This is a genomic window from Nodularia chucula CCY0103, assembly GCF_963923915.1.
GTDB lineage: Bacteria > Cyanobacteriota > Cyanobacteriia > Cyanobacteriales > Nostocaceae > Nodularia > Nodularia chucula.
Genome location: NZ_CAWUOL010000004.1, coordinates 36067 through 55152, shown reverse-complemented (window position 1 = coordinate 55152; position 19086 = coordinate 36067). Strand labels below are relative to the sequence as shown.

Here is a 19086-nt window from a genome sequence, read left to right as displayed (position 1 = left end):
CACCCCTTTACATGAGATGCTGGTTGATGATTGGAGAGTATTTGCAGATGTCTGTTATTTCTAGTATCACTGTTACCGTTCCCGCCACTACAGCTAACTTGGGGCCTGGTTTTGACTGTATCGGTGCAGCCTTAACGCTGTACAACAAGTTCAAATTCACTCGCCTCGATGAGGGTGGATTAATTATTGATGTCACAGGTGCAGAAGCTGAAAGAGTGCAAACCGATGAAAGTAATCTGCTGTATCAGGCTTTTGTCAAGTTATATCAATATATAGGACAAACACCGCCATCGGTAAAAATGGAAATTCAGCTTGGTGTACCACTAGCGAGAGGTTTGGGTAGTTCAGCTACAGCTATTGTCGGCGGATTAGTCGGTGCTAATCAACTGGCGGGTGCGCCTTTGACTCAATTACAGGTGATGGAATTAGCGATCGCCATGGAAGGACATCCTGATAATGTCGTACCAGCCCTATTGGGAGGATGTCGTCTCGCTGCTACCAGTGCCGATAATTGGGCAATTTGCGATATTCCTTGGAATGAAGATATTGTCCCCGTGTTAGCTATTCCTGATTTTGAGCTTTCCACTAGTGAAGCCCGACAAGTTTTACCCACCCAAGTCAGTCGTGCAGATGCCATTTTTAATACAGCACATTTGGGGTTATTGTTGCGCGGTTTGCAAACTGGTAAGGGAGAATGGTTAAGCACAGCTTTACAAGATAAATTGCATCAACCATATCGCCAAGCTTTGATTCCTGGTTACGATGCTGTAAATGCAGCTGCAATAAAAGCTGGTGCTTATGGCATGGTAATTAGTGGTGCAGGGCCGACACTGTTAGCTTTAGTAGATAAGTTGCATTCCCAGGCTGTAGAGTCAGCAATGTTATCAGCTTGGCAAGAAACCGGAATTACAGCCATAGTGCGATCGCTTTCTCTGGATACCCAAGGTGCAAGCTACCAAGGATAAACCGTCATGATTAACCAAATTCATACAGATATCACCACCCTCAACTCAGAAATTCAGGCACTCCAGCAAGAACGGGCTACCCTGAGTATTAATAATGTATTATCTGGCAAGAATGATTCACCTTCAGCAATGGTGGAAGCTTGTCGCCGCCAAGCCAGAGAAAATGCCCAATTATCTGTAGAACTCAAGGGCATAGACGATGCGATCGCCGCGCTGGAAATACAGCGACAATACAAACAAGCTGAATTAGAACATTGGCAAAAACAATCCCAGCAACTTACCCAAGAGCAAGAATTAGAACAAGCTAGAGAAATAGCTCAAGTTCATGCCCAACGCATTAATCAGCTAGCGGCGGAACTATCCACAGAAATCCGTCTGCTGAAATCTTGTGCTGATTATTTGAGTCCCATGTATTGGCACGTCTACTATAAGCCCTTTATTACAGGGTTTAAGACCATCTCAGTTCCCTATGTGCGCTCAGATGGGGAAGTCTGGTCAATTGTGAATCGAATTGTCTAAAATTGCTCGTATTTGTCTAAAAGCCTAGAAATTATAACTTGAATTGGTGACTAAAGTCACCTTTTTTTATAAAATTTTGTATTGACGTTGTAAAAATTTACAATTAGAATGGTTTTGACAGGAATTAGTGAGTATTTATTCCTAAAGCTTTCTCAAAAAGCAGATGTTAGGGATAAACAACATTTACAAAACTACACATTCCTTCATATAAAGAAATCATAACCAAAAAGGTAAATCAATTGTCAGAACTAATGAATGCTATTGAATTTCCCTGGCTGTCAGCCATAATTTTATTGCCCTTGGTGGCTGCCTTAGCCATCCCTTTCATCCCAGATAAAGAAGGAACAACCGTTCGGTGGTATGGTTTGGGAGTTGCGATCGCCGATTTTGCCCTGATAATTTCTACCTTTTGGTATAGTTACGACTTCCAAAACCCCACACTGCAACTCATAGAAAACTATGCTTGGGTTCCACAGTTAGGTTTAAATTGGTCTGTCGGTGTTGATGGTTTATCAATGCCTTTACTCTTATTAACCGGCTTAATTAACACACTAGCAATCTTCGCGGCTTGGAAAGTAACCAATAAGCCGCGATTGTTTTATGCCTTAATGTTAGTGATGTACAGCGCCCAGATAGGCGTATTTGTTGCCCAAGACTTGCTGTTATTCTTCTTAATGTGGGAAATCGAATTAGTACCTGTATACTTGCTAATTTCCATCTGGGGAGGACAAAACCGCCGTTACGCAGCCACTAAATTTATTCTCTATACAGCCGCAGCATCAATATTTATCTTAGTAGCTGGTTTTGCAATGGCATTCTCAGGAGATACCGTCACCTTCGACATGGCGACTCTGGGAATGAAGCAATATCCCAAAGCCTTAGAATTATTAACTTATACAGGATTCTTGATTGCCTTCGGTGTGAAGATGCCCATCTTCCCCTTACACACTTGGCTACCCGATGCCCACGGAGAAGCATCTGCACCTGGTTCCATGATTTTGGCTGGTGTATTGTTAAAAATGGGTGGTTATGCACTTATCCGCTTCAACGTTGAAATGTTGCCGAATGCCCATGTTTACTTTGCCCCAGTTTTAGCAGTATTAGGTGTAGTAAATATTGTCTACGGTGCTTGTTGTGCCTTTGCCCAAACAAATCTCAAACGCCGCTTGGCTTACTCTTCAATTGCCCACATGGGATTTGTCTTAATCGGTATTGCCTCTTATACAGAGATTGGGATTAGCGGTGCTGTATTACAGATGGTTTCCCACGGTTTGATTGCCGCTAGCTTGTTCTTCTTATCTGGTGTAACTTACGAACGTACTCACACCTTGATCATGGACAAAATGGGCGGTATGGCTAAGGTAATGCCCAGAACCTTTGCAGTATTTACAATTGGTGCAATGGCTTCTCTCGCTTTACCCGGAATGAGTGGCTTTGTGGGTGAGTTGATGGTGTTCCTCGGAATCGCCTCCAGCGATGTTTACAGTTCCAGCTTCAAAATTGTAGTCATCGTGTTGTCGGCGGTAGGTGTGATTTTAACTCCAATTTACTTACTCTCCATGCTGCGCCAAGTGTTCTACGGTGAACAAAGTGCAGAATTACATCTAGATGCTGTAGTTGCTGACATCAAACCCCGTGAATTGTTTATCACCGCTTGTTTGATCATTCCCATCATCGGAATTGGTTTATATCCCAAGTTAGTTACGCAGACTTACGATGTTAAAGCAGTAGAATTGGCAGCTCATGCACGTCAAGTTCTACCAGTGTTCGCACGTCAGCAACCTGCAAGTCTTTACTCAACTATCTTTACTGCACCAACCTTAGCTTCATCTCAAGTCGATGCTGTAGTTAATATCTCCAAGTAAATATAATATCCAATTCTAAATATGAGGGGAATATAGGGGTGGTTATAAAACCACCCTTAAAATTGTTTATATAGCAGTCCTAAATCTTCCTTCCTTCCTCCCTTGGCGCTCTTGGCGGCTTGGCGGTTCGATAGCAAGCCTTGATATTTAGGATTACTATATGCTCTTACTACTAGCCAAATCTAGATGTGATATGACCACCAACTTACCTGTAATCACAGAAATTATACCAATGGTCTTGCAGATGCCACCTGCGATCGCCATGACCGATGATCAATTTTATGAATTTTGTCAAATAAACCGCGATTTTCGTATTGAACGCAATGCTGCTGGAGAATTAATGATTATGTCCCCCACTGGTTCAGAAACTGACGAGCGCAATTTTAACGTAATTGTCCAGTTGGGAATTTGGACAAAGCAAGATGGTACAGGTGTAGGGTTTGGTTCCAGTGGTGGATTTACTCTACCTAATGGCGCGGTGCGTTCGCCTGATGCAGCATGGATAAAACGCACACGTTGGGAAACTATATCACCAGAATTGCGAAAGAAATTTGCCCCAATATGTCCTGAGTTTGTAATTGAATTGCGTTCTGAAAGTGATAACTTGCGAATTTTGCAAGACAAGATGCAAGAGTATATAGATAATGGCACGGAACTCGGTTGGTTAATTGATAGAAAGCAACGCCAAGTTTTTATTTATCGTCCTAATATTGCGGTTGAGGTATTAGATAACCTTAAAAACCTTTCCGGTGAGCAGTTACTACCTGGGTTTGTTTTAGATTTAAGTCAAATTTGGTAGATTAGTCCAAATTTTAAATGGCTCAGAACAACCTACAGGCGATCGCGTACAAAAAAAATAAACCTCACAAATGTTGAGATAGATTCGGGTTATTCCCCCAGCGTTCCAGGACTGACAATTCCTGCACACATCACCAATAGCAGATTTCACCAAGCTTTCTGACACTGAGAAGTTTAAACACCAACTTACCCATAATCTAATTATTCCAAATAATAGTCGGCTTATTTACATCTAACTCTCGTAGTTTCTTTTTGACTTGATTTTGAGTCTCTAGGGGTAAATATTTACCTATTACACCCATGATTTTATCTGCTGATACTGGTTTAGCCATAAAATCTGTTGCACCAACTACCTTAGATCGGACTCGATCCACAAGACCATCATTTCCCGTTAAAATCACTACAGGTGTTTTGCTCAATGCGGAAACACGGCGGATCTGACTGCAAATTTCATAACCATTAGCAATGGGCATAACTAAATCTAAGAAAATCAGGTCTGGCTTATGTTGAATCAAGATTGGTAAAGCTTGTATAGAATCTTGAATTTTGATAAATCTTACTCCATTTGGGACAATAATTTTCTCTAAAGTCTCACAAACTTGAGGGCTATCATCAATACAAGCGACCAATGGCGCAGTTGATTTTTGAACTGCTGCAAGTGACAAAGGCAAATCAGGTACTTCTATAAGTTCAATGATTCCTCTATTGATGTAGGGAAGCAATGAACGGGTGAGAGGAACAATACTCTGCTTCATGTTTGCAGCTAAATCTAGCAGAGTGTATTGGCCGTTGAGCAAATTTACAAACTTTTTGTAAACAGATTCACTTACCTGTTGCTGGAGTTGTTCTGGTTTTCTGATAATTGGTGCTAAATCGGGAGAAAAATTAGCCAAACCAGCACCTGACCAAAATTTCCACGAGTCTTGCATCTTTTTCATAAAGACATCTGCACTCGTAAAACTCACTGGTATTTCTATGATCACTTCCTGAGTGCGATCGCAACGTGCAGAAATCAAACTTGTTTTTTGAGCTAAATCAAATAACAGTTCTGCTATTGTGTTTTCTATAATAGCGTGAATTTGTTCTCGTCGAATTAGCTGTTTTTTATATAGAAGTTCCAAGATGCGATAATCGCATTGATTTATTTTTACGTCTTCTCTACGTTGTAAATACAACTGATATGTATCAATTTGGGGGCAGTATTGAGCCATATTTCGCCGCCAGCGCCGGAAAGGATGACTTCCTCCCTGCGCCCAAACTATCCGTCCTAGACGATAGAAAAAAGTCCATTGGTGTCCCTTACTACTTCTCACCTTTAGACAGCCATTGTATTGTAGTTGAGTACAAGTTTTAAGCTCATTAAGTATATTATTCGATATCATCGGTGCCGTGTGAGTCATACCTAGTTTGTTCCTTTAATTAACACATCAGCCCTTCAAACCCTCAAACTAGCTATATAGCTCTTGGTAATTACTCGAAACCTTTGATTTATACTTGAGAAGTAAGGGGCAGTGTGAATGTAAAAGCTTTACATTTATTAATGTAATTGTAACCTCATAAATGCTGATTTTGCTGCTCTTATATTAAATATACTTATATAGGATGATCTAAGTGTGAAAAATCCCCCCATAGAAATAAAAAAATTGGGGTAAAGAAATGTACGTAATCCAAGTATGCTAATGTACTATTTTTTCAATCAACAGCACCTCATCTGCTATTGAACCTACAACTTCCACTCGCTGAATAAATTTTGGAAAAAGCAGGGTATATCTGAGAGTAAATCCTGTAATCACAGAAATTATGCCAATGGTCTTGCAGATACCACCTGCGTTAGCGAAGCTCTCCGAGAGGAATCGCCATGAGTGATGATCAGTGGTTTGTTTTAGATTTAAGTCAGGTTTGGTAGAGAATGAATTTCACAACGTGAGAGTTTTAAGCATACATTATGGGCAAAATAACCTAGTGGTCAAATTGACTCAGCACTACTAGGTAAAAATCGGCTAAGAGAACACCATAATGTACAAATCTATTAATCTTGATCAATCAAGAGATGCTAATATCGCTTCTAAAATGCCCTTCCAGCATCAGATTGAGGCATTTGAAGCCCTTAATAAAACATTTAAGTTTGGAAGTCAAAAACCGGGTAGCGGAATCTTATAAATAAATTTAAAAACATGGAAATCTGATTCATATAATTTGGGCAAACTAAACCTAGTGGTCAAATTGTATAGCACTAGGGAAAATATAAATTTATGAAATTGAAGCTCAATTATAAGGAGATGCCAGTTTTACCCTACATTAAACGTAAGGAACTACCAGCGAAACCTGGGATTTATTACATAGGTAATAGCGCATCTCCAGTTATGTATGTCGGCCTTTCGCGTAATTTAAAAATCCGACACATAACCCATCATCGCCAAGGGCAATTTGAGAGTATTGAAAATGCTGTGATTCGCTACCGGGTTGTAACAGAGGATTTATTAGCTACCATCTCAGATTTAACAGAGACTCTCAGGAAGTTAGAGAAGCAAGCTATTAATCACTATAAGCCACTTATCAACGACACCCCTGTACAAAATCAACCAAAATTTACAACATTACATGGACCGACTTATATTCAAATTCACAAAGCCAAAGAAGCTGGCTACTGTTCACATTTTGATGCCAAAAATGGGGATTAATTGACAATAAACACGAATAAATTACCTCTATTAACTAGAGCTATTAAAGAAAAGCGACCCATTTTTTTAATAGCATCTGGAGCTTACAAAGATTATGAAATAGCTGGTTATCCTCACATTGAGGAACTATTACCATATAAAAAGAGCAGGATTTATCTACTCATCAGTCACTTTACACCGTATGGATATGATGAATCTTATGATTATGTTGTGTATGGGGGAAATTCCCAAATATTTATAAAACCTTATATCATCCTCAATAACAAACCAGGATTTGAAGATTTTAAAGGAAGCTATCTAAAACTCGGATTTACCAATTGTGAGCGTTCACCCTTCGCCAAAGAATTATTAACTCTTGGGGGTTTTAAATTAATCCCGCCCACATAATTTGTTTTGCGTAGCCCTCGCTACCAAGTAACTATAGTTAAAATCTTCACCTTGGCAAACTCTTGATCAGCCGTGATCAGATTTGCTGAACTTTCGATTACCATTGCAGCAATCACAGCATCGGGTAATTTCAACCTATATTGCTGGCGAATTTCAATGATTTTTTCCATTAATACTGTATCACCCGCTATTAAACCAACAACCTCCACTCGCTGAAGGAATTGTTGAAAAAGCTGGATATCTGCTTGACTTAGACCCGCAAACGCCAGAAACTCAATTTGGCTAATAACTGAAACTCTCTATCTTGGAGTAATTGAATAAGTTGAGAATTCCCTTGCAGTAGAGCCACAATTGCATTCCTATCGAGCAAGTAGCGATTACCACTCATCGCGTATACTTCTTTGTATAGCTACTGCATCTCCTTCCCAAGTTAACCTTCCTACCAAATCAGAGAAATCATATCTGGGTTTATGCTCCTCTTCTGACGAAACTGGATTCAAAACAACTACAATATTTACATCTCCAGCAGCTAACCGCGTGGGAATGTTCAGATGTAAATATCCTGATTCATCAATCGTCGTCGTAAGTTTTAAAACTTCCATTACCAAACATATCAGTAAAGCTGATTTTATTTTATATCTTCCTGTCCTGCCTTTAGCTCCAAAACCCGAAAATCAGGAATATCTGAGATTTTGTCAGACTTGGGGCAAAAAACACCCCATAAAAAAAGCATAAAAAAGCGGGCTAACCGCTAATGAAGTGGTTAACCCGTTCAGCTTTGGGAACGCGCTGAGAAATTTCTATTGCAATACCAACTTAACATTGGCGTTTTGCAGACCGCGCTGTTTTACTTCAGACAAGGTTTTGTTAACTGCATACTTTTGGTTGATGGAGTTGATCAACTCAGTTTGATTGTGCTTCTTAGCAACGCCCCACAGGTCAGCGATGAGGTCAAAGGAACCATCGCTATTGCGAGACCAACCTAGATCGTATTCACCTTCCAAAACAGCTACGATGTCTGAACGAACGCGCTGACCATTGTAACCACGAACATCCGCTTCAGTCTTCACGCTTATACCTAAGTCGCGCAAAGAAGACTTGAGGATCTCAGCATCGGTGATTTTGGTACGCAGTGTGCTAAAATGAGACATTTGGGTTTCCTCCAGTGAGAAGAGTAAGAAAAAAGACAACGGTTTTTTTCGGTAAGCCGCGCTGAATGGAAATGCGGCTTTTTCTCTTAGCTGCTAGCTTTGGGGGCTAGCCTTTGCCCCTGGTATTAGCAGGGGAAAGCTTTTAAAACTCCAGGCGCTGATATTCAGCAACGGAGGCTGCGGCGGGTCGTGCGCGCTGTCTAGCCCAATCTCTGAGGGCTGTTACCTGTTCTTGCATGGTACGTGACAACGGCAGAGTTGCTTTTAGTGCAGCAATAATATCTAATTGTGTGAACTCGCGGTCTTGGGCGAAGGCTTCATACATTGCCGCCACAAGTGCTTGTTCAATTTCTGCCCCAGAGAAGCCGTCAGACATCTTGGCTAATTGCTCAAGGTCGAATCGGGAAATGTCTTCACGACGTTTGGTGAGGTGGATATTATATATATCCTGCCTTTCTTCGGCTGTGGGCAGATCCACAAAGAAAATTTCGTCAAAGCGTCCTTTCCTCAGAAACTCTCCAGGCAAGCGTTCCACTCGGTTCGCGGTTGCCATTACAAATACGGGAGATTTCTTGTCTTGCATCCAAGTTAGGAAAGAACCAAAGATTCTACTTGATGTACCACCATCGGAATCAGATGAACCAGAGCTACCTGCAAAGGATTTATCTAATTCGTCTATGAACAGAATCGCTGGAGAGATGGATTCTGCTGTTTTTAGGGCGTTACGTAGATTCGCTTCGCTTCGTCCCACCATTGAGCCGTCATATACTCGCCCCATATCTAGGCGTAGTAATGGCAAACCCCACAGTCGGGAGGTAGTTTTGGCAATTAGTGACTTACCACAACCTGGAACACCAAGAATTAACATTCCTTTGGGTTGAGGCAAACCATACTCTCTAGCTCTTTCTGTAAAGGCATTAGAGCGCTGTTTGAGCCACCGTTTTAGTTCTTCTAAGCCACCGACAGCATCAATGGTTTCATCTTCTTCGATGTATTCTAAAATTCCATTGCGCCGAATCAGTTGCTTTTTCTCAGATAGAACTATATCTACTTCATCCTCCGTTAAGCGTCCAGTTGTTACCTGTGCTTTACGGTATACTTTTTCAGATTCATCTTTAGTTAAGCCTAAAGCTGCTCTGAGAAGTTTTTCTCGCGCCTCGGTTGTTAACCGTCTGCCTCGATTTTGCTCTAGATGGTAGGTTAATACTTTGTTTAACTCAGCCATGTCTGGCAATTGGAAGTCAAGAACGACAACTTCTTTTTCTAGTTCTATAGGAACTTGCTGCATGGGTGACATCAAAATGATGTTTTTCTGCATTCCCTTAAAACTAGCGATCGCATCACGTAAGGATCTTGTTGTAGCAGGCGCATCAATAAACGGATGTAAATCTTTAAGAATAAATATACCAGGTTCTTTCTGCCGGATGATCCACTCAATAGCAGCCTCTGGCGAAACAGTATTGTGTTGGGTGACATTCCGGGGTTGCCCATATTCCACGATGCCGTGAGTTACTGTCCAGACGTAGACGCGGCGTTGGGGCTTTAATAATTGGGCGATTGTGGAAATTGCCTGTTCCGCCCGCTCTTCCTCGGAGGTCACAAGGTAGATTAGAGGATATTGAGCTTGAATTAGGATATTGAGCTCTTCTTTCATACAATCGACCCGCTTGAGACCTTATACAGTAAAGACATCGTTTTTTGGTTGTGGCAACAGAATTATGAATTGTCCATTCATCATTCTTATCTAGCAAGGAACCAATTCTTCCTCACCCTTGGGATGAGTTTCATCTTTTTCCATTTCATCAATAGACAGATGCTCTGGGATTATTCCTGCTTGACTGCTCATGGCAATCATTTCCCCATCACGTAAGACTAATGAACTCTCACATTCTGGACAGGAGTATATTCGATGTGTTCGTCCATAGGCAGAAGCTTCGACTTCCTCAACTAGTTCTGAATTAGCTAGGTAGAAGACTAGGGCGCGTTCCGCAAGTTCGGACATCGGTTCGGAATCAATAGCTGAACGAATCTTCAATTTTCTGTGAAGTTCTGGCGACAAATACAAAGTAACCTTTTGCTTAGCTTGCATAACTCTTTGGCGGCCTTACCCGGGTATGTATATTACGTTATCGCTTGCTTTCTGACTTGTCAAGACATTAAAACGTTTTAACGGCATTATTGTTACATTTGTTTACATTGTTGATAGCAATCATTATGAAACTAAGTTATTAAACAAACATCTGCTTATTTTGATGTTAGATAAGACAACAAGAATAAAAATCCGCTAATATCTATATATAGATGCGATTATCTGCTAATTTTTAAATATAAGTGACTTTAGTAAAAAAGAATTATGTCTACCACTACAGTAAAAACCTGTAGTTTTAAACAAAGAAATTATACTAAAATTCAAAGCATTGCCACTAAAACCGCTTTGCTATTGAGTTTGTGGAGTTGTACCACAAGCAGTGTGCCTGAGCCTAACGTGACTTGGGATACTTATGTTAATTCGCGTTATGGCTTTGAGTTTCCATATCCCAATGATTGGAATGCCCAGCCCAAAGGAATAAATAATGATGGAATTGTTTTAGTATCACCGAAAAATAATTCTGTGGAAATTCGGGCTTGGGCTGCAAATCGGCTACCTGAATCCTTGGCACCAAATAGCACAACAACCATCAACCCCAACTTTAAAACAGCTGAAGGTGTGTCGGGAGTGCTACTAGTGGAAATTGATCAGCAACTTAGCTCCATGACCTTGAGCCTGACTCAGAATGAAATTGAATATCACTGGCAAGGGCGCAGCCAGAATCAAGAGTTCTCAGATTACTATCATTTGTTCTACTACATTGCCTACCAGTACAGGATTAGGGACTAGGAGCAAACTGCAACTGGGGAAGTATGAACAACAATTATGATTGTGTTTTATCCTCCTAATCACCTTCATATTGGCAATTTCTCAAGATAAAATCACCTATTTTTATAATAATGATGGTGAAGAGGGTACAGAAACCTGATAGATTTAGCTATCAGCGAGTAAAAACTGGTGAAGATGAAAGTCCTGGTAATTGGTGGTGATGGATATTGCGGTTGGGCAACTGCACTTTACCTTTCCAACCGAGGTTATGAAGTTGCAATTCTAGATAGTTTGGTGCGGCGGCACTGGGATAATGAATTGGGTCTCGAAACTCTGACTCCTATCGCACCAATTCAACAACGGCTCCAGCGCTGGGAAGATTTGACGGGTAAATCTATCGACCTATTCATTGGCGATATTACTAATTACGAATTTCTCAAGCAAGTCTTACACCAATTTGAACCGAACGCCCTAGTGCATTTTGGTGAACAACGGTCAGCGCCCTTTTCCATGATTGACCGAGAACACGCCGTTCTCACTCAGGTCAATAATGTTGTCGGCACTTTAAACCTGCTGTACGCCATGCGAGAAGATTTCCCGGATTGCCACATGGTCAAACTGGGGACAATGGGTGAATATGGTACACCCAATATTGATATTGAAGAAGGGTTCATCACAATTGAACACAACGGCCGCAAAGATACCCTACCGTATCCGAAGCAGCCGGGTTCGATGTACCACTTGAGCAAAGTACATGATAGTCACAATATCAACTTTGCTTGCCGCACTTGGGGACTAAGGGCTACAGACTTAAATCAAGGGATAGTTTATGGCGTTCTGACCGAAGAAACGGGAATGGACGAAATGTTAATTAATCGCCTTGATTATGATGGTGTATTTGGTACAGCATTGAATAGGTTCTGTATTCAAGCGGCGATCGCTCACCCCCTAACCGTCTATGGTAAAGGTGGGCAAACTCGCGGTTTCTTGGATATTCGGGATACAGTACGATGTATTGAACTGGCGATCGCCAATCCAGCTAACCCAGGGGAATTTCGAGTATTTAACCAATTTACTGAACTATTCAGCATTGGTGACTTGGCATTAATGGTCAAAAAAGCCGGGAATGCGATTGGACTGAATGTAGATATCAATCACCTGGATAATCCCAGAGTTGAAAGAGAAGAACATTACTTCAACGCTAAAAATACCAAACTCTTGGATCTCGGCTTACAGCCCCATTATCTCTCAGATTCTTTACTTGATTCTCTATTAAACTTTGCCGTCAAGTATCAACAACGAGTTGATCACAAGCAAATCTTACCCAAAGTCTCTTGGCACAGAAAATAGGGTAAAGCTTCCTAAAAACTGGTTGTCATGTTCTAAACACATCCGACAACCAGTTAATATTCCTACCTAAAAAAACCCAAGAAACCGAAAATTCTTAATTACGTATCGCTAAAGCATTTACGTAGTATGCCGTAGGCTCAATTACGAATTACTAATTACGAATTACTGAGAATATTTGCTTGTATAGTTTTTTATGAGAATCGCCTTATTCAGTGAAACCTTTCTTCCCAAGATAGATGGCATAGTAACGCGCCTACGCCATACTGTAGAACATCTCCAGCGTAACGGGGATCAAGTATTAGTTTTTTCTCCTGATGGTGGAATTACGGAATACAAAGGAGCCAAAGTTTACGGAGTTAGTGGTTTTCCTATGCCATTATATCCTGAGCTAAAAATGGCCTTACCTCGTCCTGCTATTGGTTATGCTTTAGAAGAATTTCAGCCAGATATTATTCATGTCGTCAATCCAGCTGTTTTGGGATTGGCGGGGATTTTTTATAGCAAAACGCTCAAGATACCTCTAGTAGCCTCTTACCATACTCACTTACCGCAATATCTTCAACATTACGGTTTAGCAATGCTAGAAGGGTTTCTCTGGGAATTGCTCAAAAGCGCTCATAATCAAGCTGATTTGAATCTTTGCACCTCCACAGCAATGATGCAAGAACTCACAGAACATGGCATTGAACGGGTGAAAATCTGGCAAAGGGGTGTGGACACAGAATTATTTCATCCTGATTTAGCCAGCGAAAAAATGCGATCGCGTCTGTCTCAAAATCACCCAGACAGTCCCTTATTGCTTTATGTAGGCCGTCTATCCGCCGAAAAAGAAATTGACCGTATCAAGCCCATATTACAAGCTATTCCCCATGCACGATTAGCACTAGTAGGTGATGGACCCCACCGTCAAGAATTAGAAAAACACTTTGCAGACACTGCGACTAATTTCGTTGGGTATCTCACCGGACAAGAATTAGGTTCTGCCTTTGCTAGCGCTGATGCCTTTATTTTTCCTTCTCGGACAGAAACACTAGGCTTAGTTCTACTAGAAGCAATGGCCGCAGGCTGTCCAGTAGTGGCTGCACGTTCCGGGGGAATCCCTGATATTGTCACAGATGGCGTAAATGGTTATCTTTTTGATCCCAAAGCCGATATTCAAGATGCCATTGATGCTACCATCCGCCTCTTAGAACACCAACAAGAAAGAGAGGTTATCCGTCAAAATGCCCGTAGAGAAGCAGAAAAATGGGGTTGGTCAGCTGCCACTTGCCAATTGCAAGATTATTACCAAAAGGTGGTATTTGCACAACAACTGACAACAGCAGCTTGAACAGACTCTTTGCTAAAACCTAGAAATGCTGCAATTAGCACAGGACACCACCTCAAAACTCTTGGGATGGTGTCTATTTAATCATGAAAAAATAGTCTTGCTATTATCTCTCAAATGGGATGTTCCTGATCATCATTTTCAAAAGGATTTTCGCCAATTTGCAGTTGTTTTTTCGTTTTTTTCAACTGTTTCCATAAAGCCTTAATTTGATCGTAAGCTTCATCGGGAGTCAGCTTACCACCTGTTTCTAAATTACAGATATAACTAATACGTTGAGCAAATTCCTGTAAATTAGCATTAAAAACCAAGTTTTCCGGCTTCACGTGACCATAGTAACGGCCACGAGGATAGAGAAAATTATCTTTGTTCATTATTTTTCTCCAATTATCTAAATACTGCTGCTGTTTTGGGGATTTCTTAGAAATAAATTCTCCAAATTTTATATCCCACCCAAATTTTTGTTTTTGGTTTTCCTTGTCTAAACTGATGGTATGTTTTTTTACTAGAAAGTATTGCAATCTAGTTGAATAGTTGACTACCCTCGGTTGTTGGTGTTAATCCAGGTAGTTTACATTAAGATTTCAATTATGACAGGGATGAGAAGAATAATTCTTAATTCTTAATTATGACTGGGGATTGAAAATAAATATCAAAATAAAACACCAAAGCTTTGACAAAAAGCGGGATAAAAAATTATTTACTTAATTGGCAAAATATGATATTATTATACATTGGCTATTGAGAATTTATTTTATTAAATCAAAAACCGAATTTTGTAATTGTTCTATGTATTCTATCTTGTATTCAGTTTTAAGTCTGCCAAGAAAGACCAAATATTGTTCTAGCGTAGTTAATTGACATCAGCCCAGGAATTATGGACGATTCAGTAGTAATGGCGGATCTTTAATGACTAAAGATAAAATAGTTAGGACTGAAAGGGTACAAATTTCCACTGCTTAAAACTTTACTTTATATTATGTCTGTTTATTCCCATCTGTACGAAGGCAAAGCTAAAATTCTTTATACAACAGACGATCCAGAAGTCTTGTTGGCTGATTTCAAAGACGATGCCACTGCTTTTAATGCCCAGAAACGTGGCAGTATCCCCCATAAGGGAAAAATTAACTGTAGTATTTCTAGCCAGTTATTTCAGCAATTAGAAACTTATGGTATAAAAACACATTATATTGACAGTCCGCAACCGCACCAAATGCGAGTCAAGGCTGTAAAAATTGTTCCGGTAGAAGTAGTGGTGAGAAATATTGCTGCGGGTAGTTTATCTCAACAAACAGGATTACCCACAGGTACAGTGCTGAAACAACCTTTAGTGGAGTTTTATTACAAAAATGACCAATTAGGAGATCCACTGTTAACACGCGATCGCCTATTTCTCTTAGAATTGGCAACACCGGAACAAGTTGATACAATTCACAATCTAGCATTACAAGTCAACGAGTTTTTGCGTGGCTTTTGGCAGCAGTGTGGCATTACCCTAGTAGATTTTAAACTGGAATTTGGCTTGGACTCACAACAGCAGATCCTCTTGGCGGATGAAATTAGCCCTGATACTTGCCGTTTGTGGAATACAAGTGAAACAGATCCGAACCTGCGGGTAATGGATAAAGACCGCTTCCGCCGGGATTTGGGAAATGTCGAGAATGCCTACCAGGAAGTTTTACAAAGAGTGCTACAAGTAGTAGAAAATAAAACTTAAATTGGTGCCAACAAAAAGGTGAGAGCATACGGTTTTTGACTGATGCCTTGCCACTGCTCAAGTAAATAGGCAATAGCAAACTAGTGTATTTTAACCTAGTACCTTTGGCATAAGATCATAATTGCCAAGGGCATGGTGTGTGGATGTGAAGAGGAATTTAAATCAAATGCGTTTATCTCCCGTATGGGTAGCAGTGGTAGCAATTGCAGCGCCATTAAGCGGCTCACCCAGTGCAAATGCCCAAACCATTAATAGTTCAGAACAGACAACAGAGTTTTTCGCACCTGAAATTACCCAGCAGCCAGCCAGTGAAACTCAGGTGCAAACTGTGCTAGCAGGTGTTTCAGTAGAATCTGCTCCCCGAAAAACATTAGATGTGATCATTCCCACCTTGATCAACTCGGAAGAGGGTCAAGTCCTGGAAAATACCACAAACTTTCCCATTCAACAGAATTTAGCTCCAGAACTGGAACCGCCTGTACTCAGCCAATCTATACCCTCACCCACACCGGAAACTACTCCCAGTCCCACACCAAATGCTGAGGAACCCCGCGTTTTAGTCTCAGAAGTAGTAGTCAGACCAGAGGCGGGACAACTGACACCAGAGTTGGAAAACCAAGTTTACAGCGTCATTCGTACCCAACCAGGTCGCACAACAACCCGCGCTCAACTGCAAGAAGATATTAACGCCATCTTTGCCACTGGCTTCTTTGCTAACGTCCAGGCTGTACCAGAAGATACACCTTTGGGTGTGCGGATTAGTTTTGTTGTCCAACCCAACCCCGTTCTCAGTAGAGTAGAAATACAAGCCAATCCTGGTACGAATATTCCTTCTGTTTTACCTGTCAATACGGTAGATGAAGTTTTTGGTAAGCAATATGGACAAGTCCTCAATCTGCGGGAATTGCAAGCTGGTATCAAAGAGTTAACCGAAAAGTATCAAGAACAAGGTTACGTACTGGCTAACGTTATTGGTTCCCCCCAAATCTCAGAAAGCGGCGTTGTCACGCTACAAGTAGCCGAAGGGGTAGTAGAAAATATTAAAGTCCGGTTCCGCGATCGCGAAGGTCAGGAGACAGACGAAACAGGGGAACCAATTCGGGGACGGACACAGGAATATATAATTACGCGAGAACTGGAATTAAAGCCAGGAGAAGTATTTAACCGCGACATAGTACAAAGAGACCTTCAGAGAGTCTTTGGATTAGGGCTATTTGAAGATGTTAATGTCTCCCTTGATCCGGGTACTGATCCTAGTAAAGTTGATGTCGTGGTAAATGTCGCCGAACGTAGCACAGGTTCCATTGCAGCTGGAGCCGGGTTTAGTTCTGCCAGTGGCTTATTTGGTACTGTGAGTTATCAGCAGCAAAACCTGAGAGGAAGAAATCAAAATCTAGGAGCAGAAGTACAGTTAGGACAACGGGAACTACTGTTTGACCTCCGGTTTACAGACCCCTGGATCGCAGGTGATCCCTACAGAACTTCTTATACAACTAATCTGTTTCGCCGCAGTTCCATTTCATTAATTTTTGATGGACAAGATGGTGATATCAGAACATTGCAACCAGATGGACAAAATGGAATAGATGGAATAATAGAAGGCGATCGCCCCCGTGTTCTCCGCTTAGGTGGTGGGGTTAATTTTACTCGTCCCCTATCCCGCAATCCTTATGAAAGATCAGAATGGACTGCTTCCGCCGGTTTGCAATATCAACGAGTTTCCACCCGTGATGCTGATGGTAATGTCAGACCAGAAGGAACAGTTTTACGGGATGGACAAGTGGGAGAAACCGTTCCCCTCAGTTTCTCAGGACAAGGTGAAGACGATTTATTGCTAGTGCAACTAGGCGCACAGCGCGACCTGCGTAACAATCCCTTGCAACCAACCACAGGTTCCTTCCTCCGGGTAGGAGTGGATCAGTCCGTACCCATAGGATTAGGTAACATTGCCCTGACTAGACTCAGAGGTAACTATAGCCAATACTTACCCGTTAATTTTACTAACTTCGCCCCAGGGCCACAAACCCTAGCTTTTAACCTCCAAGGCGGTACAGTTCTGGGTGACTTACCTCCTTATGAAGCATTTACCCTGGGAGGTAGCAACTCTGTACGCGGTTACGAAGAAGGAGCCTTAACCAGTGGACGCAGTTATGTACAAGCATCTGTAGAGTATCGCTTCCCTGTTTTCTCCGTAGTCAGTGGCGCTCTATTTTTTGATGTCGGTAGTGACTTAGGAACAACCACCAGAGCTGCTGACGTACTCAACAAAAACGGTAGTGGCTACGGCTATGGCTTAGGTGTGCGTGTACAATCTCCCCTTGGCCCCATTCGGATTGACTACGGTATTAACGATGACGGCGATAGTCGCATCAATTTTGGCATCGGTGAAAGGTTTTAAATAGTCATTAGTCATTAGTCATTAGTAACTCAACTTTTGACTTTTGACTTTTGAAGAGGGGTCATAGGTACTTGCTAATTGTTACATTTGCCGGAATACTGGACATCACTCAGTATGTTTGACAAAACTGGCAATGCATCATAAAAATCAAAATATATTAACTTTTTACTCATGGAACAACACACCATAGCAGCAAATATCACCCAAAAGGGAGTGGGATTGCATAGTGGTGTGACTACCCATGTACGTATATTACCAAGTGAAGCTGGTAGTGGACGCTACTTTGTCCGGGTGGATTTGCCAGATTTACCCATCATTCCTGCCCAAGTTGCAGCAGTTAATCAAACTCTGCTCTCTACCCAATTAGGTGAAGGTGAAGCTTGTATTCGCACAGTCGAGCATTTATTAGCCGCGCTTGTAGGGATGGGTGTAGATAACGCCCGCATTGAAATTGATGGCTCAGAAGTACCACTATTAGACGGTTCCGCAAAGGTTTGGACAGAGAGTATTGCTGAAGTTGGTTTAGTATCACAACCAATTAACAAGCCTGTTCCTTTGGTGTTGCAACAGCCAATATGGATATATGAACATGATGCCTTTGCTTGCGCCCTCCCCGCACCAGAAACCCGTTTTAGTTACGGAATTGATTTTGAACTACCAGCTATTGGTAATCAATGGCACAGTTGGTTATTGAGTGACAATTTTGATCTAGAAATAGCCCCAGCTCGTACCTTTGGTTTACTGCACCAAATTGAACACTTACAAAAAACTGGGTTAATTAAAGGTGGTAGCTTAGAGAATGCCCTTGTTTGTGGATCTGAAGGTTGGTTAAATCCACCATTAAGATTTGCAAATGAACCAGTTCGTCATAAAATCTTAGATTTAGTAGGAGATTTGAGTTTATTAGGAAATTTTCCTCAAGCTCATTTCTTAGCGTACAAAGCTAGTCATAATTTACACATTCAACTGGCGCGGAAAATTTTGGAGTTGCAATTAGCTCAAGTCTAAAATCTCCATTCGTTACAGGTTTTTACACCTACCTACTTAATCCATTAATTTAAAATCAACATA

At 41.3% G+C, this 19086-nt stretch carries 19 protein-coding genes; 12 read left to right on the top strand and 7 right to left on the bottom strand.

Features of this window, described 5'->3' with window-relative positions; all coding sequences use genetic code 11:
- The first annotated feature begins 47 nt into the window (after window positions 1–47).
- The 4 genes from thrB (at window position 48) to ACM0OP_RS02585 (ending at window position 4148) form a co-directional block, all read left to right on the top strand.
- Complete coding sequence (thrB, locus tag ACM0OP_RS02600; protein ID WP_414526875.1) at window positions 48–965, top strand: homoserine kinase; 918 nt, start codon at window positions 48–50, stop codon at window positions 963–965.
- Between the two features lie 6 nt (window positions 966–971).
- Window positions 972–1484 (top strand): hypothetical protein, encoded by a 513-nt coding sequence (locus ACM0OP_RS02595; protein WP_414526818.1) that lies wholly within the window; start codon window positions 972–974, stop codon window positions 1482–1484.
- 251 nt (window positions 1485–1735) lie between these two features.
- Window positions 1736–3349, top strand: coding sequence for an NAD(P)H-quinone oxidoreductase subunit 4 (locus ACM0OP_RS02590; protein ID WP_414526817.1), 1614 nt, complete (start codon window positions 1736–1738; stop codon window positions 3347–3349).
- Window positions 3350–3542: 193 nt separating this feature from the next.
- Window positions 3543–4148, top strand: coding sequence for a Uma2 family endonuclease (locus tag ACM0OP_RS02585; protein ID WP_414526874.1), 606 nt, complete (start codon window positions 3543–3545; stop codon window positions 4146–4148).
- A gap of 196 nt (window positions 4149–4344) precedes the next feature.
- Here ACM0OP_RS02585 and ACM0OP_RS02580 read toward each other — a convergent pair whose 3' ends face one another.
- Window positions 4345–5547: a response regulator gene (locus ACM0OP_RS02580; protein WP_414526816.1), complete on the bottom strand. Its 1203-nt coding sequence runs from the start codon at window positions 5545–5547 to the stop codon at window positions 4345–4347.
- 852 nt (window positions 5548–6399) lie between these two features.
- Here ACM0OP_RS02580 and ACM0OP_RS02575 point away from each other — a divergent pair.
- Window positions 6400–6828, top strand: a complete 429-nt coding sequence (locus ACM0OP_RS02575; RefSeq protein WP_414526815.1) for a GIY-YIG nuclease family protein — start codon at window positions 6400–6402, stop codon at window positions 6826–6828.
- Window positions 6829–7215 (top strand): hypothetical protein, encoded by a 387-nt coding sequence (locus tag ACM0OP_RS02570; RefSeq protein ID WP_414526814.1) that lies wholly within the window; start codon window positions 6829–6831, stop codon window positions 7213–7215. It abuts the gene before it with no gap.
- 20 nt (window positions 7216–7235) lie between these two features.
- On the opposite strand, the gene ACM0OP_RS02565 is transcribed toward ACM0OP_RS02570, so the two are convergent.
- The 5 genes from ACM0OP_RS02565 to ACM0OP_RS02545 form a co-directional block, all read right to left on the bottom strand.
- Complete coding sequence (locus tag ACM0OP_RS02565; protein ID WP_414526873.1) at window positions 7236–7454, bottom strand: PIN domain-containing protein; 219 nt, start codon at window positions 7452–7454, stop codon at window positions 7236–7238.
- Between the two features lie 138 nt (window positions 7455–7592).
- Window positions 7593–7817: a hypothetical protein gene (locus ACM0OP_RS02560; RefSeq protein WP_414526872.1), complete on the bottom strand. Its 225-nt coding sequence runs from the start codon at window positions 7815–7817 to the stop codon at window positions 7593–7595.
- Between the two features lie 198 nt (window positions 7818–8015).
- Window positions 8016–8366: a DUF1257 domain-containing protein gene (locus tag ACM0OP_RS02555; protein WP_089090590.1), complete on the bottom strand. Its 351-nt coding sequence runs from the start codon at window positions 8364–8366 to the stop codon at window positions 8016–8018.
- A gap of 142 nt (window positions 8367–8508) precedes the next feature.
- Entirely contained in the window at window positions 8509–10020 is a 1512-nt protein-coding gene (ycf46, locus tag ACM0OP_RS02550) for a stress-responsive protein Ycf46 (protein ID WP_414526813.1), read from the bottom strand.
- A gap of 90 nt (window positions 10021–10110) precedes the next feature.
- Window positions 10111–10455, bottom strand: coding sequence for a slr0373 family blue light stress response protein (locus tag ACM0OP_RS02545; RefSeq protein WP_414526812.1), 345 nt, complete (start codon window positions 10453–10455; stop codon window positions 10111–10113).
- A 264-nt stretch (window positions 10456–10719) separates the two neighbouring features.
- On the opposite strand from ACM0OP_RS02545, the gene ACM0OP_RS02540 reads away from it, so the two are divergent.
- The 3 genes from ACM0OP_RS02540 to ACM0OP_RS02530 all read left to right on the top strand — a co-directional run bounded on the left by ACM0OP_RS02540 (window position 10720) and on the right by ACM0OP_RS02530 (window position 13903).
- On the top strand, window positions 10720–11244 hold the full coding sequence (locus ACM0OP_RS02540; RefSeq protein ID WP_414526811.1) for a hypothetical protein: 525 nt from the start codon (window positions 10720–10722) through the stop codon (window positions 11242–11244).
- Between the two features lie 174 nt (window positions 11245–11418).
- Window positions 11419–12573, top strand: coding sequence for an NAD-dependent epimerase/dehydratase family protein (locus ACM0OP_RS02535; protein WP_414526871.1), 1155 nt, complete (start codon window positions 11419–11421; stop codon window positions 12571–12573).
- 193 nt (window positions 12574–12766) lie between these two features.
- Complete coding sequence (locus ACM0OP_RS02530) at window positions 12767–13903, top strand: glycosyltransferase family 4 protein (RefSeq protein ID WP_414526810.1); 1137 nt, start codon at window positions 12767–12769, stop codon at window positions 13901–13903.
- 110 nt (window positions 13904–14013) lie between these two features.
- On the opposite strand, the gene ACM0OP_RS02525 is transcribed toward ACM0OP_RS02530, so the two are convergent.
- A complete protein-coding gene (locus ACM0OP_RS02525) occupies window positions 14014–14274 on the bottom strand; it encodes a DUF7219 family protein (protein ID WP_414526809.1) in 261 nt (86 codons plus the stop codon).
- 605 nt (window positions 14275–14879) lie between these two features.
- Between ACM0OP_RS02525 and purC the strand changes: the two genes are divergently transcribed.
- From purC to lpxC, 3 genes are all read left to right on the top strand, one after another.
- Window positions 14880–15617, top strand: coding sequence for a phosphoribosylaminoimidazolesuccinocarboxamide synthase (gene purC, locus ACM0OP_RS02520; RefSeq protein ID WP_414526808.1), 738 nt, complete (start codon window positions 14880–14882; stop codon window positions 15615–15617).
- Between the two features lie 166 nt (window positions 15618–15783).
- Window positions 15784–18015, top strand: a complete 2232-nt coding sequence (locus ACM0OP_RS02515; RefSeq protein WP_414526807.1) for a BamA/TamA family outer membrane protein — start codon at window positions 15784–15786, stop codon at window positions 18013–18015.
- Window positions 18016–18186: 171 nt separating this feature from the next.
- Complete coding sequence (gene lpxC, locus ACM0OP_RS02510; RefSeq protein ID WP_414526806.1) at window positions 18187–19023, top strand: UDP-3-O-acyl-N-acetylglucosamine deacetylase; 837 nt, start codon at window positions 18187–18189, stop codon at window positions 19021–19023.
- The last annotated feature ends 63 nt before the right edge of the window (window positions 19024–19086 follow it).

What these genes read in the sequence shown, in the direction of transcription:
- thrB (WP_414526875.1), top strand. Translation starts at nt 48, where the DNA reads ATGTCTGTTATTTCTAGTATCACTGTTACCGTTCCCGCCACTACAGCT.
- ACM0OP_RS02595 (WP_414526818.1), top strand. Translation starts at nt 972, where the DNA reads ATGATTAACCAAATTCATACAGATATCACCACCCTCAACTCAGAAATT.
- ACM0OP_RS02590 (WP_414526817.1), top strand. Translation starts at nt 1,736, where the DNA reads ATGAATGCTATTGAATTTCCCTGGCTGTCAGCCATAATTTTATTGCCC.
- ACM0OP_RS02585 (WP_414526874.1), top strand. Translation starts at nt 3,543, where the DNA reads ATGACCACCAACTTACCTGTAATCACAGAAATTATACCAATGGTCTTG.
- ACM0OP_RS02580 (WP_414526816.1), bottom strand. Translation starts at nt 5,547, where the DNA reads ATGACTCACACGGCACCGATGATATCGAATAATATACTTAATGAGCTT.
- ACM0OP_RS02575 (WP_414526815.1), top strand. Translation starts at nt 6,400, where the DNA reads ATGAAATTGAAGCTCAATTATAAGGAGATGCCAGTTTTACCCTACATT.
- ACM0OP_RS02560 (WP_414526872.1), bottom strand. Translation starts at nt 7,817, where the DNA reads ATGGAAGTTTTAAAACTTACGACGACGATTGATGAATCAGGATATTTA.
- ACM0OP_RS02555 (WP_089090590.1), bottom strand. Translation starts at nt 8,366, where the DNA reads ATGTCTCATTTTAGCACACTGCGTACCAAAATCACCGATGCTGAGATC.
- ycf46 (WP_414526813.1), bottom strand. Translation starts at nt 10,020, where the DNA reads ATGAAAGAAGAGCTCAATATCCTAATTCAAGCTCAATATCCTCTAATC.
- ACM0OP_RS02545 (WP_414526812.1), bottom strand. Translation starts at nt 10,455, where the DNA reads ATGCAAGCTAAGCAAAAGGTTACTTTGTATTTGTCGCCAGAACTTCAC.
- ACM0OP_RS02540 (WP_414526811.1), top strand. Translation starts at nt 10,720, where the DNA reads ATGTCTACCACTACAGTAAAAACCTGTAGTTTTAAACAAAGAAATTAT.
- ACM0OP_RS02535 (WP_414526871.1), top strand. Translation starts at nt 11,419, where the DNA reads ATGAAAGTCCTGGTAATTGGTGGTGATGGATATTGCGGTTGGGCAACT.
- ACM0OP_RS02530 (WP_414526810.1), top strand. Translation starts at nt 12,767, where the DNA reads ATGAGAATCGCCTTATTCAGTGAAACCTTTCTTCCCAAGATAGATGGC.
- ACM0OP_RS02525 (WP_414526809.1), bottom strand. Translation starts at nt 14,274, where the DNA reads ATGAACAAAGATAATTTTCTCTATCCTCGTGGCCGTTACTATGGTCAC.
- purC (WP_414526808.1), top strand. Translation starts at nt 14,880, where the DNA reads ATGTCTGTTTATTCCCATCTGTACGAAGGCAAAGCTAAAATTCTTTAT.
- ACM0OP_RS02515 (WP_414526807.1), top strand. Translation starts at nt 15,784, where the DNA reads ATGCGTTTATCTCCCGTATGGGTAGCAGTGGTAGCAATTGCAGCGCCA.
- lpxC (WP_414526806.1), top strand. Translation starts at nt 18,187, where the DNA reads ATGGAACAACACACCATAGCAGCAAATATCACCCAAAAGGGAGTGGGA.